Source organism: Epilithonimonas sp. (genome assembly GCF_032055105.1).
Classification (GTDB): domain Bacteria; phylum Bacteroidota; class Bacteroidia; order Flavobacteriales; family Weeksellaceae; genus Epilithonimonas.
On record NZ_DAMBRK010000012.1, the window covers coordinates 83023 to 98068 of the forward strand.

12 protein-coding genes and 1 pseudogene are annotated in these 15046 nt (G+C 34.4%); 2 read left to right on the top strand and 11 right to left on the bottom strand.

What is annotated here, in order from left to right:
* The first annotated feature begins 290 nt into the window (after positions 1-290).
* Both RTY06_RS11370 and RTY06_RS11375 read left to right on the top strand, forming a co-directional pair.
* Positions 291-887, top strand: coding sequence for a TetR/AcrR family transcriptional regulator (locus RTY06_RS11370; RefSeq protein WP_312824982.1), 597 nt, complete (start codon positions 291-293; stop codon positions 885-887).
* Between the two features lie 364 nt (positions 888-1251).
* A pseudogene (locus RTY06_RS11375) lies at positions 1252-2516 on the top strand (outer membrane beta-barrel family protein).
* A gap of 54 nt (positions 2517-2570) precedes the next feature.
* Here RTY06_RS11375 and RTY06_RS11380 read toward each other — a convergent pair.
* The 11 genes from RTY06_RS11380 to RTY06_RS11430 all read right to left on the bottom strand — a co-directional run bounded on the left by RTY06_RS11380 (position 2571) and on the right by RTY06_RS11430 (position 15019).
* Entirely contained in the window at positions 2571-3713 is a 1143-nt protein-coding gene (locus tag RTY06_RS11380) for a 1-acyl-sn-glycerol-3-phosphate acyltransferase (RefSeq protein WP_312824983.1), read from the bottom strand.
* 107 nt (positions 3714-3820) lie between these two features.
* The gene (locus tag RTY06_RS11385; protein WP_312824984.1) at positions 3821-4204 is read right to left on the bottom strand and encodes a hypothetical protein; all 384 of its coding nucleotides are present in this window, start codon (positions 4202-4204) and stop codon (positions 3821-3823) included.
* On the bottom strand, positions 4188-4748 hold the full coding sequence (locus tag RTY06_RS11390) for a LemA family protein (protein ID WP_312824985.1): 561 nt from the start codon (positions 4746-4748) through the stop codon (positions 4188-4190). The genes RTY06_RS11385 and RTY06_RS11390 overlap by 17 nt, the downstream gene beginning before the upstream one ends.
* Before the next feature lie 20 nt (positions 4749-4768).
* Positions 4769-5035 (bottom strand): hypothetical protein, encoded by a 267-nt coding sequence (locus RTY06_RS11395; RefSeq protein WP_312824987.1) that lies wholly within the window; start codon positions 5033-5035, stop codon positions 4769-4771.
* Positions 5036-5225: 190 nt separating this feature from the next.
* Complete coding sequence (locus tag RTY06_RS11400) at positions 5226-5993, bottom strand: hypothetical protein (RefSeq protein WP_312824989.1); 768 nt, start codon at positions 5991-5993, stop codon at positions 5226-5228.
* A 141-nt stretch (positions 5994-6134) separates the two neighbouring features.
* Positions 6135-6476: a phage holin family protein gene (locus RTY06_RS11405; protein ID WP_116033708.1), complete on the bottom strand. Its 342-nt coding sequence runs from the start codon at positions 6474-6476 to the stop codon at positions 6135-6137.
* A gap of 46 nt (positions 6477-6522) precedes the next feature.
* The gene (locus RTY06_RS11410) at positions 6523-7146 is read right to left on the bottom strand and encodes a peptide deformylase (protein ID WP_312824992.1); all 624 of its coding nucleotides are present in this window, start codon (positions 7144-7146) and stop codon (positions 6523-6525) included.
* A gap of 428 nt (positions 7147-7574) precedes the next feature.
* Positions 7575-10673, bottom strand: a complete 3099-nt coding sequence (locus RTY06_RS11415) for a CusA/CzcA family heavy metal efflux RND transporter (RefSeq protein ID WP_312824994.1) — start codon at positions 10671-10673, stop codon at positions 7575-7577.
* Positions 10674-10962: 289 nt separating this feature from the next.
* A complete protein-coding gene (locus tag RTY06_RS11420; protein WP_312824996.1) occupies positions 10963-12045 on the bottom strand; it encodes an efflux RND transporter periplasmic adaptor subunit in 1083 nt (360 codons plus the stop codon).
* Positions 12045-13292: a TolC family protein gene (locus tag RTY06_RS11425; protein ID WP_312824998.1), complete on the bottom strand. Its 1248-nt coding sequence runs from the start codon at positions 13290-13292 to the stop codon at positions 12045-12047. The genes RTY06_RS11420 and RTY06_RS11425 overlap by 1 nt, the downstream gene beginning before the upstream one ends.
* 362 nt (positions 13293-13654) lie before the next feature.
* Positions 13655-15019, bottom strand: coding sequence for an ATP-binding protein (locus RTY06_RS11430; protein ID WP_312825000.1), 1365 nt, complete (start codon positions 15017-15019; stop codon positions 13655-13657).
* Between the last annotated feature and the right edge of the window lie 27 nt (positions 15020-15046).

Consider the following 15046-nt stretch of genomic DNA (forward strand, 5'->3'; position numbering starts at 1 on the left):
ACTATAAAATAATTTTGTTAGAAATTAATTTACAATAATCGACTTTCAATATACAAATAATTATTTTCATCAAATTATCTATTTAAATTTAAAGAATATAAAAGTTCATAATTTGAATAAATACCCTGATTTGTTCATTAATTTCGACATCATCACAAAAAAACAATAAAACACTAACTAACGACACTTTAAAGAAAAACCTATTTTATTTAACATTTAAAATTAAGTATTTATTTGGTACTTATTTTTAAAATGTTATAATTTTGCTAACACTGTTAGAAATAATAAAAATGGACTTACACGAACGTCGTCAAAGAGAAAAAGAATCTATACGCGCCAATATTTTGGATGCGGCTTTTTCTTTGGCTAAAACGGACGGTTGGGCTTCCCTTTCTATCAGAAAGATTGCCGACGCTATAGAATATAGTGCTCCTGTGGTTTATGATTATTTCGAAAATAAAGAAGCTATTCTCTTCGAAATTTCTTTGAATGGTTTTCATAAATTACACATCGAACTTCTAAAAGCACAGAAAAAACACGATACTCCAGAAGAGCAAATTGTAGCAATTGTAGATGCTTATTGGAACTTTGCTTTCAAGAATAAGGAATACTACCAATTGATGTTTGGGCTAGGAATGCAGTGCAGTGGAAAAGGATTGATGAAGGAAGAGTTTTCTTCTTTCCAAGAATTACTTTTTGATTGTACATATGAAATTATCAAGAAAAAAGGTTCAAACACGGATAATGCTTGCCACTCTTCTCACGCTTTGTTTTCAGCTCTACACGGCTTGATTTCTATTATGATGATGAGAAATGCAGACATTTCTTCTACTATGAATAAAACAACACTGGACGAAACAGTTGCAGCTTTTATAAAATCATTGTAATTTTTTTTTGAACTTGAAATTAACATCGTTAGGAAAATTAACATTAAATTAAACCAAGATTATTCTAATTTCAATTTTTTTAGTACAACAAAAGACAAAAACTGTTGGGAAAGTGATATGGTGAGAATCACTCACTCACACCAGCAACACATTTATAACTTTTCAGGACAAAATACTTTGGATAGTTTGTAACGGTTCTGTTTGGTTTTGATGGTTATAATGCGCCAAATAATAATGGTCATTATAACGTTCCAACGAATATTTATAACACAGAAAATAATCAATTACAATCCAATTATTTGACATCCAACCAGAAAATCAATATGATTACAGTTTTAATTCTTATCTGGTTTTTGATAAAAAATTGGGAAATCATAATCTGACTTGGACCAATAACTCGAGTACAAAACGCTTCAAAGAAAGTCAGGATGTCGCCACTTTATTGAATTTTGAAGGACAACCTGCAACTAATAATAGATTCGCGAACAACAATATTCAGGATATTTCGCTTTATGCAACGCAATTGGATTATCGATATTCTAATGAAAAATTCACGCTGGAAAGTGGTCTGAAATATAGTTTTGTAAAGAATAAAAACGACCTCGATTTCTTTGACGGAACAAATGGAACTTTGATTCCTGATTTGACAAAAAGTAACCTGTTTAATTATAAAGAGAATATTTTGCTGGTTATATCTCCTCAGAATACAAATGGAAAAAGTGGGAAATTAAAGCTGGTTTGCGTTCGGAAACAACATTAATCAAAACCAATTCGGACAATCCTCTTGTGGAAAACAAGACGACAAGAACCGGACTCTTCCCTACTTTTTATCTGATGTATAACTTAAAAGAAGACCAGCAATTAGGATTCTCGTATGGAAAAAGAATCGACCGTCCAAATTATGATTTCCTGAATCCTTCGAAATCTTATTACAACTTGTATTCTTACTTGCAAGGTGATGCTTATTTGAAATCGACAATTATTCATAACATCAGTTTGACTTACACTGTAAAAGATTGGAATTTTGAAACTTACTACAGTTATATTAAAGACCCGTCAATGGAAATTTCTGTTCAGAATCCGCAGACTTTTGAAACAGTTTATAATTATACCAATATCGACCACGGACAAAATCTGGGCATCAATTTCTCCAAAAGCTTTTCTATAAAGCCCTACTGGAAACTGAATGTTTTGGGAGCAGGAGAATATCAGGAGAATTATTTTATGGGAACAGATAAAATTCTGTACAAAAATGATGTATTATTTTACAATGCAAATGTTTCCACACAAATCACTTTGGACAAAGAAAAAACTTGGGATCTCAACTTGTCTTATGTTTATAATTCAAAGACGATTCAGGGCTCTTTTGACATCAGTTCTTCTCAGAGAACTAATGTTATCATCAACAAGAAAATGTTTGATAAAAAACTGGAAGTAGGTTTGGTTTTTAATGATATTTTCCGAACGGATAAGAACACAATCTCGACAAGATATGCAGATCAAAATCAATACTTCAAAGATTATCGAGATACACAGTATTTTATGATTAATTTGAAATATAATTTCGGAAATCAGAAAGTGAAAGATGCTAAAGCTGGACAAAAGACAGATGAACAGAATCGTTTGTAGTTTTTATAATCTTAAAACAAAACACTATCAAATTCCTATAGTGTTTTTTATAACTTAGACAGTAGATTTCTGTTCGTATTTCATTTTATTAGAGATTGGATTGGCATACATCTCTAAAAAATGTTTTCTCAATGTTTCATCAGAATCTTTGATTCGCATTTCTAGCCTGCGTTCAAAAAGTTGTTTCTCTTCCTCGGTATAAAGGTCAGAAAACAGATTGGTTTTATAAAGTAGATCGTAAGCAATATACTTGGTTGGCCAAAGTTTATAATTTCCGATGATAGATTTATCAATAATCTGAGCGATAGCTTGGAGTTGCTTATTTTTATTTTCGAATTGATGAGCAATGCAATCTAATTCTTGATTCAGAACTTTGCCTGCGTGTAGATGGATTCTTCTCTTCTGCCCCAATACTCCACTGATAATGGTTTTGAAATCTTCATTTTTGTTCTTTACATAGACTTCATTTTTAGACTTTGCTATCAGTTGTGGCATTTTCAAAGCGTCTGTAGGATCATATTCGTAAGAGATAGATAAGGGAACAATTTTTAGGTTTTTAAAAAAATCTATCAAAGAAGAATCACCAGCTGCCATTGCCAGCATTTTTAGCACACCTTGTTGTGTCACATCATTTCCGTCTTTTGTACGCCCTTCACTCTGAGCCATCCATACAGATCGGTTTTCTTCTGTCAAAAGTTGATAGATATAATCTGATAATGTTTTTGAGCTACTAAGTTGTTCGCGAATAGACACACTTCTCTGAACCAAAAAATTACGATTAAGCTTAGCAATTATATGAAGGATTTTTTTACCCACCAGATTATCTCCAATAGCAGAAGAAGTCATAATAAGTTCTTTCTCAAATAAAACCAAATTAAGCAGAGATGTATCCAAAACGATGTCTCTATGGTTTGAAATGAAGAGATAGGATGTATTTTTATCTAGCTTATCAAAGCCCGAAGTACTTAATCCTTCCGAACTTTTTTCTAAAATCTGAAGAACAGTCTGATAAATTACCTTACTTTGAAAATCATAGATAGAATGTACATTTTCTAGTTTTTCCAACCAGAAACTATCATCTCTATCCGGAAAAGTAAAACGCATCAACGCTTTCATCATCGGATGTTTGGACACACTTTGCAGCGCATCATTCACTTCTTCATCATAAAAAGGTCTGATATCATCAAACTTGGACATAACTCTATTTTAATAAGATTTTGCAAAACAACGAAAAATTATTGAACTTATCCCTTGATTATGATAATAATCAAAAGCAACAAAAACAGATCATCTAAATAATTTAATCAGTTGTTCAAAGTTTTCTTTTTCAATTGATATTGGTCAAATTTCTTTTGTAATCCTGTTGCATTCACAATCACAAAAGCAGTAATACAGAGATACATTGATATATAGATCATCAACATCTTGAGTACAGAAACACCCATAAACATTAGTAATATCTGAGAAACAAATCCTAGCAACCAACCTACTGTAAAAATAAGAACGACAGAAAAACCAAAAATTCCTAAGTTTTGAATCGGCTTATAAATCCCAATCTTCTTCAAAATCCACAATGCAATAATCAATAACATCAAGGCAAAAGAATGGAAAGCTGCAAACGCGATCAAAATCCCTGGTTCTTCTTCGATATATCTGAGAATCTCTATGATACTAAAAGGCAATTCCATCGTATTTTTTTTCTTGTTCCGATATTTTCAACAATTGTTTTTCCCCGTACGACATCATTTTTGCTAAGATAAAATTTGGGAACTCCTGAATGCCGATATTGTACATTGTTACAGTCTCATTATAATATTCTCTTCTGTCTGCAATAGCGTCTTCTATCCTAGAAAAACGGTTTTGAAGCAATTGAAAATTCTGATTGGTTTTGATATCAGGATAATTCTCGGCGACAACGAAAATGGATTTCAGTTCATTTTGCATTTGACTAGAAATTTCTACTTTTTCGTCTGCCGAGTTAGAATTGAGGAATTGCGTTCTCAGTTCTGTCAATTTTGTCAACATAGATTCTTCAAACCTCATAGATTCTTTGACTACCTTTATGAGATTGGGGATTTCATCTGCTCGTTGTTTCAAAAGCACATCAATATTCACAAACAATTTATCTACATTATTCCTTAGCATTACAAGTCTGTTATAAGTCGAAATGATAACATTTAAAAGACCAATAATGACCAATACTAAAATGACATAAGCAAAAATTTGTATCATAATTTTATTTTTTTTAATTATTATTTCGGTGCTTGTGTTACTTCTGAACTATCGGCCTCTTTCTGGTAATCATTCTCAACATCATTTGATTTTTCGTAACTATCGTAGATATTATCATAAAAATCCGATACAGATTCTACAGGTTTTGAGTTTTGAAAAGGTAAATCAACATTGATTTTTCTAAAAATCATATTATTTTTAAGTGAAATAAGTGTCAGAAAAATAAGCGCAATCAAGATTACCCAGAAGTAAGCAAAATAGCCTGCAGATTGTAAAATCGGACGCAAAGTATTATAGTTTTCAACACTTGCAACAGGCGAAATCCCGAAGACATCTTTGATCTCTACTTTCTGAAAAACAGCTTCATTATTCCCCCCAAACCTGCTTTTCCAATCAGAAGAACTGCCATTTTATCTTTCAAAAGATATTCCGTATATCGTTTCATAAAAGATTGGTATTGCTCATCAATCTCAAAATCTATGAATTCAATTTCGTCTGTAACAACTTTGATTTGTCCAGATTTATCCTGAACATAAAATTGTTTGCAGATTGTCTCAGAATATTCATAGTGTAAGAATCTTTGCCGTCGTCATCTGTGGTTATATTTTCAATTATGTGGAGAAATTCTATGCATTGCTTACTCCCAATCCGGGAAATCATTGGTTCAATTGTCATTACCTTTCCAGAAATCTCTGCCAATCCCATCGCAACAGAACAGATATTGGAAATTGGAAGTATCCTTTGGAATTTGTAAAATCGTTTTTTGTTATTCGGTTTTAATGACGTCAAAAACGGTAGAATGATGAATACAAAAATGATGAAATAAGGAATTCCTAAAGTGAATACAAATCCAAATAACAATAATCCTGAAAGTGTATAAAGAATCTTTTTCCAAACTGGAAGTGTTTCTTTTCCCATTTTTCTTCGGCGTGCATCTTCATCTTTTGAACTTTGATAACCACTTCTGACGGCCGAAACAATCATCCCAATAATTCCCAGAACAAAAACAGAAAGAAAGAGAATAATAGCAACCAAAGCTCCCAATCTATTGTCAGACAGTAAACTTTGCCAAATTAATAAAGGATTCAGGACAAAGAAAAGCCCTTTTGGTTTTAGGTTGATTTCGTATAGTCCAATGGTAATAATGGTGTGAAAGATAGCAACAAAAACACTCATAATCATCAACATAACCAGAAGTCCATTATCAATTTCTAGATTATTGTAGAACTCATAAAATTCACTCATATATACAAACCTTGATTGTAAATTACAAGAATCAATTAAAGTACCAAAATCCCAATAATTTTAATCCTACAGATAAAAACAAAAAGAGCTATCTTAATCATAAGACAGCTCTTTTTACATTTTTTGTCAACAATTTTTTTCTTAATCTTTTTCAAAAATCGTTGTAAAAACCGATGTCACAAGTGATAGCAAAATACTGAAAAGCAATGCCCAAAGGAAACCATCGACTTGCATACTACTCATAAAATAATCTGTCAAAAGAATAATCAATGCATTGATAACGAACGCAAATAATCCTAATGTAAGAATGGTAATAGGTAAAGACAGGATTGATAGAATTGGCTTCACAAAGATGTTCAGTATTCCCAGAACAATAGCGAAAATAATGGTAGAACCAAATGATTCAAAATGTACTCCCGTAAGGAATTTGCTAAGTAAAAAAGCTGAAATGGCTGTGATCAGCAAACGGATAATAAAGTTCATAGTTTAAAGATTTATTTGATTAAAACTTTCTATTCAAAAAGCAGACCTAATTCTTAGATTTCTGATAAAATTTCAATTCTTTGTACTGCCAGTCTTTTTCATTCTCCAATTTATCCGGAATCAAAATCCCCGACAGATGGTCTATCTCGTGCTGGAAAATCACCGCAGTGAAGCCTTCTACCATTTCGTCGTGCTTCTTGTTTTCAAGGTCATAATATTCCAATCGGATAACGTGGCTTCTGTAGAAAGCATCGCGAAAATTCTCAATAGAAAGATCGCCTTCTGGTCCTTTATTTAATAGTTCCGAACGCCAAACGATTGTTGGATTGATAAAATATTCCACAGGAAGACCCGTTTTATCAAAGCGCTGAACAAGAACCACTCTCCTATTAATCCCAACCTGAGGCGCAGCAATTCCAACACCACCGCCTGTTTCAGCCAAAGCCAACCTCATTCTTTCAATCAAAATCGGCAAAGTTTTATCTTTGGGCGAAATCTCCTCGGACTGAGCCAGCAGAACCTTGTGTTGGTCATCATTATCCGTTTGATAAATAGGCAAAGCAGTTTTTACATCGCCAGCTAAGATTAATTCTTTTTCTTCTTTAGAAAACTTCTGAGAAAACCCGTTAAAACTTATGAATAGTAATAATATTAAAGCAAAATTCCGCATAATTTTAATTTTAAATCAAAGATAAGAATTTGAATAATGTTTTTATGATTTCCGTAGTTCATCGTGAGCTTGTGGAAGGGCTCCCAATTTGTCACTCTGAGGCTCTCGAAGAGTCCGCTCAAGTCGGGGTGCGCTTCGCTTAATAGAAATTGACCAATCCGAATCAACTTTCAACCAAATCTAAATTAATCCAAAGTTCAAAAAATGATCTTTGTAAAGTCCGATGAATAGAAAATATGTAGAGGACATCAAAAACGTCGAGACTTTTTGGGTAGAATGTTTCGACGTTTTAGGTGAAAGATAAGGGCGTTTTCTATAATCTATAATTACAAATAAAACGTTCCTCAAAGAAAATCTTAGAGGAACGCCAATAATAAAGAGAAAAATGTAACAACTATAACTCAAATTAATATTGAGATTCTTAACTCTTAATTTATAACTTCATTCTTTCTTCTATTGAAAATCCAGAAAATAATAGGGAAAATCAAAAGCGTCAAAACGGTTGCAGTAATTAATCCACCAATGATGACTATTGCCAAAGGTTTCTGAGATTCCGAACCAATTCCTGTAGAAAGCGCCGCAGGAAGCAATCCAATCGAAGCCATCAAAGCAGTCATCACAACAGGTCTGGTTCTCACTTTCACACCTTCCATTATGGATGAATCTAATGACAAACCATTCTTGACATTCTGATGAAACTCCGAAATCAAAATCACCCCATTCTGAATACAAATCCCAATCAAGGCAATCATTCCAACTCCGGCAGAAATCCCAAAGTTCATATGCGTCAAATGAAGCGCGATGATAGCTCCAATCAATGCAAATGGAACGTTTGCCAAAACTAAAAGAGAATCTTTCATATTTCCAAACAAAATGAACAACAGGAAGAAAATCCCCAGAATACTGATTGGAACAACTTGAGCCAATCGTTTCGTAGCTCTTTGCTGGTTTTCAAATTGCCCTGTCCATCCGATTCTGTAGCCTTCTGGTAATTTGATTTTTTCCACTTTCTTTTGAGCATCGGCAATCGTTCCTCCAAGGTCACGGTCACGGATAGAAAACTTAACTCCGATGTAACGTTTAATATCATCTCTGTAAATGAACGCAGCACCATTTTCTTTTTCAATCGTACTGATTTCCTTCAACGGAATCTTCGCACCGTCTTGAGTCGGAACCATCAAAGAAGCGATATCTTCTTCACTCTTTCTATAATCTTCCGCATAACGCAGTCTGATTGGGAATTTTCTTTCGCCATCAAACATCTCAGACGCTGTTTTCCCACCGAAAGCCATTTCCAAAACGGCTTGTGCATCGGCTGGTAAAACACCGTAAGCTGCCATTTTATTTCGGTCAAGAACTACACTTATTTCGGGCTGACCAATATTTTTGATAATTCCAGGTTCTTTTACACCTTCCACATCTTTGATTGCTACCAAAACTTCTTCAGCTAATCTGTCCAATGTATGAAGGTTATCTCCGTAGATTTTGATTCCGTTTTCTGCTTTGAAACCTGCAACAGCTTCGGCAACGTTATCGGAAATCGGTTGGGAATAGTTGAAGGTAATTCCCTGATAATTCTTCAGTTTTTTATCAATCTCTTCTACCAATTCATCATAAGTGATTTTTCGTTTCCATTCTTCTCTTGGTTTCAGACTTACGGCAAACTGCACGAATCCAAATCCATTCGGGTCAGTTCCATCATTACTTCTACCCGTCTGCGCTAAAACACCTGTCACTTCTGAAAAACTCATAATATCTTTTTTGAGAACATCAGCCGTTTTCAGAGATTCTTTAAGCGATGAACTCATCGGCATTTCTGCAGTTATCCAGAGCGAACCTTCATTCAATTGAGGTAAGAATTCTGTTCCAAGGAATTTAGCTGAGAATAATGTAATGGCTAGAATTACAGTTGAAACTAAAAGACTTATTTTCTTATTTCTAAAAGTGAATTTGAAGCCTTTCATTACACTTCTGTCCCAGAAATTCACAAATGGGTTGTTCTTTTCTCTTACATTTTTCTTTAATAGTAAATGCGACATTACAGGAACTAAAGTCAGTGTAAATATCAATGCCCCTAACAAAGCAAATCCTAATGTAAATGCTAATGGAGAGAACATTTTACCTTCCACTTTCTGGAAAGAAAAGATGGGTAAAAGTGAGGTAATAATAATCAGTTTTGAGAAGAAAATTGCTTTTCCTAATCCTGTTCCGGTTTGTTTTATCCAACCTGCTTTCGCCATTTTGTTGAAACGTTCCATTCCGTATTTATGAGCTTTGTGGTCGAGCATTACGAATAATCCTTCGACCATTACGACGGCTCCATCTATGATAATCCCAAAATCGACGGCTCCTAATGATAATAAGTTAGCACTCATTCCTGCCATCCTCAGACAGAAAAACGCAAATAATAAGGATAATGGAATGATAATAGAAACAATCAAAGTAGTTCGCCAATCTGCCATAAAAATTAAGACAATCACGGTTACCAAAATGATCCCTTCCAAAAGGTTATGCATTACCGTTTTGGTGGTGAAATCCATTAGATTTTGGCGATCGTAGAAGGTTTTCATCTTCACATCTTTCGGAAGAATCTTTTTATTCAGCTCATCGATTTTAGCTTTTACAGCTAGAAGAACTTCCTGCGCATTTTCACCTTTTCGCATTACTACAATTCCTTCAACCGTATCTTTTTCGTTATCTAATGAAGCCTGACCAACTCTTGGCAAAGAACCTTCGTGAACGTCAGCTACATATTTTACCAAAATCGGGTTTCCACCGTCGCTGTGAACAGTAATATTTTCTATATCTGAAATCGATTTTACCAAACCAATTCCACGAACAACATAAGCTTGTCCACTTTTCTCGATTACATCTCCACCGACATTCAGGTTGCTGTTGGTTACAGCATCCAGAACTTCGGAAGGTGTGAGATTATATTTGTCTAATTTTCTTGGGTCAATACTTAATTCGAAAACTTTATCCTGACCTCCGAAAACGTTGATATCAGCAACACCTGGAACACTTCGAAGTGCTCTGTCAACCACCCAAGTCTGTAATGTTAAAAGGTCTCTGGAATCTCTGTCTTTGCTTGCGAGCGTATATCGAAAAATCTCTCCCGTTGGTCCGTAAGGCGGTTGAACTTCTGGGTCGATTTCCTCAGGTAGACTAACTGTTCGTAATTGGTTATTAACCATATTTCGAGCGAAAATGTCATCCACTCCATCTTCGAATAAAATCTTGACAATGGAAAGTCCAAACATTGTGGTACTTCGGACACTGGTCTTTTTCTGAACAGGACTCATTGCCAGCTCTATTGGTGTGGTAACGAAACGTTCTACTTCTTCTGCACTTCGTCCGTTCCATTGGGTAATGATGACAATTTGGGTATTGGTCACATCAGGAAATGCTTCAATAGGCATATTTTTGAAACTGATAAATCCCGAGACCGCCAAAATCGCTACCCAAATGAATGTGAAAGCTTTGTTCTTGAGTGAGAATGCTATGATGTTTTTGATGAATTTGTTCATACGTTTTTGTTTTTGCCATAGATTGTATCTACGGTTATTGATATTGAACCCTTCGGGTTCTATTTGTATGTTGAATTTTGTTCCATAGTTTTACCTACGACTATCCAAATTGAATCCTTTCGGATTCGTATGAAATGTTGATTCTATCCATAGGTTTCACCTACGGCTACTCAAATTGAATCCTTCGGATTCTTTCGATGAATTTTAAAATTAATTATGAAGATATCTTTAGAGATAAAAACAAAAAAATTGTAGGTCTTTTATCTTTTCTCTATCATCTTTCATCTCATTAGTTATTCAAAGAGCGATAAATCAATAATTGATTGTTGGTTACGATACTTTCTCCTTCGGAAAGTCCCTCTGAAACGTAAGTTGTCTCCGAGTTTTGTTTCAAAATCTTAAGTTCTTTGACCTTGATATCGGTCTGCGATTTGTAAACCACAGCAAAATATCTGTTGTCGTCAAAAATCACGGCTTTGGAAGGAATTGCTAAGGCTGTTGTGTTCTCGGATTTGGAAACTTTTATCGTCGCTTTGCTGTCGGGAATCAACAATCCCTGCGAATTATCCAACACTACTCTAGCCTGCATCGCATTGGTGTCTGGGTCTATAATTTTGAAAATCTTATCGATTTGTCCATAAAAAACCTTGTCAGGATAAGACAATGTAGAAACCTGAGCTTTCATTCCCAACGTGATTTTATCGATATCTGCTTCATTAACGTTCATTATTGCCCAAACATTTTTGGTATTAGCCACATCAAAAATATTCTCGCTTCTGTCGCTTCTCAACTCCATATCTTTGTTGATGTCCTTGTGAACGATGTAACCGTTAATCGGTGAAATAACGCTGTAGATATTACCTTTTTTCACATTGTAAACTGTGCTTACATCATTAGATCGTCTGGCTGCATCTTTGGCTCTTTTAACTTCGCTTTCGGCTTCTAGAACGTCTTTTTCTGTGTTCAATTTTCCTGCGTAAAGTTCTTTTGCAACACGAAGATTATTCTCTGCAACTACCAAATCGGTTTTGGAATCGCTGACATCTTTCTGAACTTCTGCCAACTCTGTACTTCTAATCGTTGCTAAAACCTGACCTTTGGTGACATAATCTCCCAATTCTACATTCACGCTGAGAACGTTTCCGCCAACCAAAGGGAAAATGTCAATATATTTATTTTTATCAGCAGAGATTTTACCGTAAAAATTGAATTCGTCTTCGATATATTTCTTCTCAACTTTCGCAAATGTTGTGGATTTTAACATCGTTTGGCTGAGTTCAAAACCTTTTGTTTCCTCTGGTTTTACTTCTTCCTGTTTGGAACAAGACAGCAAAACTGCTGAAATGATAATGGGTGTAATAATTTTTCGCATTAATAAAAGATTTTGGTTTGTACTAATTGGTTCAGGTCTTCTGCAGAAATCATAATCTGCTTTTTCATCTCATAAATCTGTAAAACAGTCTGTCTGTAACTCTCCATAAAATCGGTGAACTCTATCAAGCTTACATTACCATTTCGGAAGTTTTTGAGGATTCCGTCATAAACAGATTGCAGGTCTTCCAAATCGATTGGCTTCAATTCGTAATATTGGTCGTATTGATTTTTCCAAGTCTGATAAGCCGATTCTACTTGAGTTTGGAGATTCAGTTTTTGATATTCTAAGTTTTTTTCGTTTTGCTGAATCGCATATTTTGCTTTTTCAACATTACCTTTATTAACTTTCCAAAGCGGAATTGGAATGCCGATTTTCAGATTAATTTCATTATTAAAAGTTCCAGAAGCTTGGTCATACTCGGCACCGAGATTAAGATCTGGTGTGTTGAGCGATTTTTGCCATTGTGCGTAAAGCTTGCTGTTATCAATCAATTTCAAATTATAGAGATAATCTGCATTGTTTTGCAACGCTTTTTCCTGAAGGATTTCCAAATCTCCGAATGGTTGAGAAATCAGGATTTCGTTTTCTTCTGGTTTTGAGAAATTGGCAATGGTTTTTGCCTGATTTCCAGTCAGAACTTTCATCGTTTGTTGGAATCCAAGAATATTATTATTGATTTCAATTCTATCATTATTCAATTGAATTACAATACTTTGAAGTCTTACAAAATCCTTAAGCGAAATATTCCCTTTATCTGTCTGAACTTTGTAAGCAGCCAAAAGTTCGTTCATATATTTCAACTGCGCATCAACACTGATTTGCTTTTTTTGCTCATAAATCAAGTTATAATATGTACTTCTCAATTGCGAACGAAGGTCAACCAATAATTGATTAAACTGCAGTTGCGAAAGCTCTTTACTTGACTTTGCAAATTGGATTTCGTTTTTCTTTTTTCCGCCTAAGTAAATCAATTGCGTGATTTCAACTCCTTTGGCTTTGCTAACATCGAAAACCTTTTTGTCTTGAGGATTCACGGCATTCACATAGCCTTCTATCTGAGGAAGTTCCCAGATTTTTGCCTGAATAATATCGGCATCCGCCATATTGATATTGTATTGTGCGGCGAGGAGCTGGAGGTTGTTTTTTTGAAATGCTAATTCGCAATCCTGAAGAGACATCTGTTGTTGCGCAGAAAGACCAACAAATGCCGAAACGGATAACACCAGCGTTGTAATTTTGTTCATTCTTATCTCGTTTTGGTTTTGCAAAAGTGGCTTTATGAGATTAAAACGGACTTAAATAGGACTTAAAAAAAGCTTAATTGTTGGTTGAGATGAGAGATAATAGACGGATATTTGATAGATTTTGTACACACTTTGTCATTCTGAAAGAATCTAAACTGTTAAGATTCCTACGGAATGACAAAGGTTGTGTTTAAGCTTAGAATGTTGAATCTATGCGAATCTGCAGCCCGACTTGAGCGGAAATCCTTTTTTGCAAACCTTAAAGTTCTACTTATTCTGAAATCTTCGAGCAAAAAATATTGGGAGCCCTTCGACAAGCTCAGGATAAACTACAGGCGGATTAAGCTGCCCTAAAAAAAAAATTACTTATTGAAAATCACAGTAAAAAGATTCTCTCTATCAGAAAGTGATGAATAAGTGATTTCGGATTTGTGATATTCCAAGATACGTTTTACAATACGTAAACCTAGACCAGAACCTGTTTTGTTATGAGAATTACTTCCTCTTTTGAATGCTTCGAAAAGTCTTTCTCGTTCTTCAATAGGAATGGTAGAACCCACGGAATAAACCTTAACAATAATTCTAAAATCAGTTTCTTTGATAGAAATATCAACTTCTTGATTATCCGAATACAATGCAGCGTTTTTAAACAAATTAATGAAGGTAATCTCCAGCAAAGACTTCACGCCTTTTACCGTTAAAACCGAATCATCAATACTTTCTTCATCAATCTGAAAATCCATTTTGAATTCTGGAAAGTTACGATGAACCGATTCAAAAGCATCGAAAACCACTTCGTCAATTCTCACTTCTTCGTAAACTGTTGCAATGCCTTCTTTATCGAATTTGGAAAGCAAGAGCAATGATTTTGTAAGGTCAGATAATTGATAAACATCCTGCAGCATTTGTTGTAACGTAGATTTAGTTTTATCAGAATGATTTTCTAACTGAATCAGATTTTCCAACTGAAAAGCCATTCTTGTGAGCGGTGTTCTCATCTCGTGAGCTGCACTGGAATTGAAATCTTTCTGCGATTGGAAAACGTCATCCAAACGGCTCGTCATCAGATTAAACGATTTTGCTAAAACACCTATTTCGTCTTCGGTATTTTTCACAACAACTTGTGAAGTGAGCTTGTGAACGCTGATATCGGAGATTTCTTGTTTTAAAAATTCTAAAGGTTCAAGGAACTTTGAAACTAAATAATAACTAAAAAACCAAATGAGTAATATGCTTATAAAATAGGAAAAAATCAATGTGTACTTTAGAAAATCAAGTTTTGACTGACCTGTAACATCCTGAGCGCTAGTTAGAATGTAATAGTTTTCGCCTTTGATGTTTCGTAAAACCGCATAGATTTCTGGAACAGAACGTTCGTTATAAATCGTCTTTTCTACATCCAATCGTTTTAACAAACCTTCATCCCAAGTTATTTTTTTATCTTTTAAAGTACTGTAAACCAAATTCTTTTCAGCTCCAAAAATCATAATATTCTCATTCAAAAGAACATTATCAGAGTTTTCATCAAAGAAAATAGGTGCTTCTTTTTCAAAATCGCCTGACTTTTCAATAAAATTAACCGTGAAAACCAAACGTTTCTGAAATCTTTCTTTAAACTCATCTCTACGAAAATCATTGAAAGAGACGTAAACCACAAACATCATAATCCCAAAAATCAAGGAAAGTGCGATGCTTAAACTGAATGCGATTTTGCGTTTCAAAGACATTTTTAGAATGATTAATTATAAATGATG

Excerpts from the sequence above, each read along its gene's own strand:
- RTY06_RS11370 (WP_312824982.1), top strand. The coding sequence starts at position 291 with ATGGACTTACACGAACGTCGTCAAAGAGAAAAAGAATCTATACGCGCC.
- RTY06_RS11380 (WP_312824983.1), bottom strand. The coding sequence starts at position 3,713 with ATGTCCAAGTTTGATGATATCAGACCTTTTTATGATGAAGAAGTGAAT.
- RTY06_RS11385 (WP_312824984.1), bottom strand. The coding sequence starts at position 4,204 with ATGGAATTGCCTTTTAGTATCATAGAGATTCTCAGATATATCGAAGAA.
- RTY06_RS11390 (WP_312824985.1), bottom strand. The coding sequence starts at position 4,748 with ATGATACAAATTTTTGCTTATGTCATTTTAGTATTGGTCATTATTGGT.
- RTY06_RS11400 (WP_312824989.1), bottom strand. The coding sequence starts at position 5,993 with ATGAGTGAATTTTATGAGTTCTACAATAATCTAGAAATTGATAATGGA.
- RTY06_RS11405 (WP_116033708.1), bottom strand. The coding sequence starts at position 6,476 with ATGAACTTTATTATCCGTTTGCTGATCACAGCCATTTCAGCTTTTTTA.
- RTY06_RS11410 (WP_312824992.1), bottom strand. The coding sequence starts at position 7,146 with ATGCGGAATTTTGCTTTAATATTATTACTATTCATAAGTTTTAACGGG.
- RTY06_RS11415 (WP_312824994.1), bottom strand. The coding sequence starts at position 10,673 with ATGAACAAATTCATCAAAAACATCATAGCATTCTCACTCAAGAACAAA.
- RTY06_RS11420 (WP_312824996.1), bottom strand. The coding sequence starts at position 12,045 with ATGCGAAAAATTATTACACCCATTATCATTTCAGCAGTTTTGCTGTCT.
- RTY06_RS11425 (WP_312824998.1), bottom strand. The coding sequence starts at position 13,292 with ATGAACAAAATTACAACGCTGGTGTTATCCGTTTCGGCATTTGTTGGT.
- RTY06_RS11430 (WP_312825000.1), bottom strand. The coding sequence starts at position 15,019 with ATGTCTTTGAAACGCAAAATCGCATTCAGTTTAAGCATCGCACTTTCC.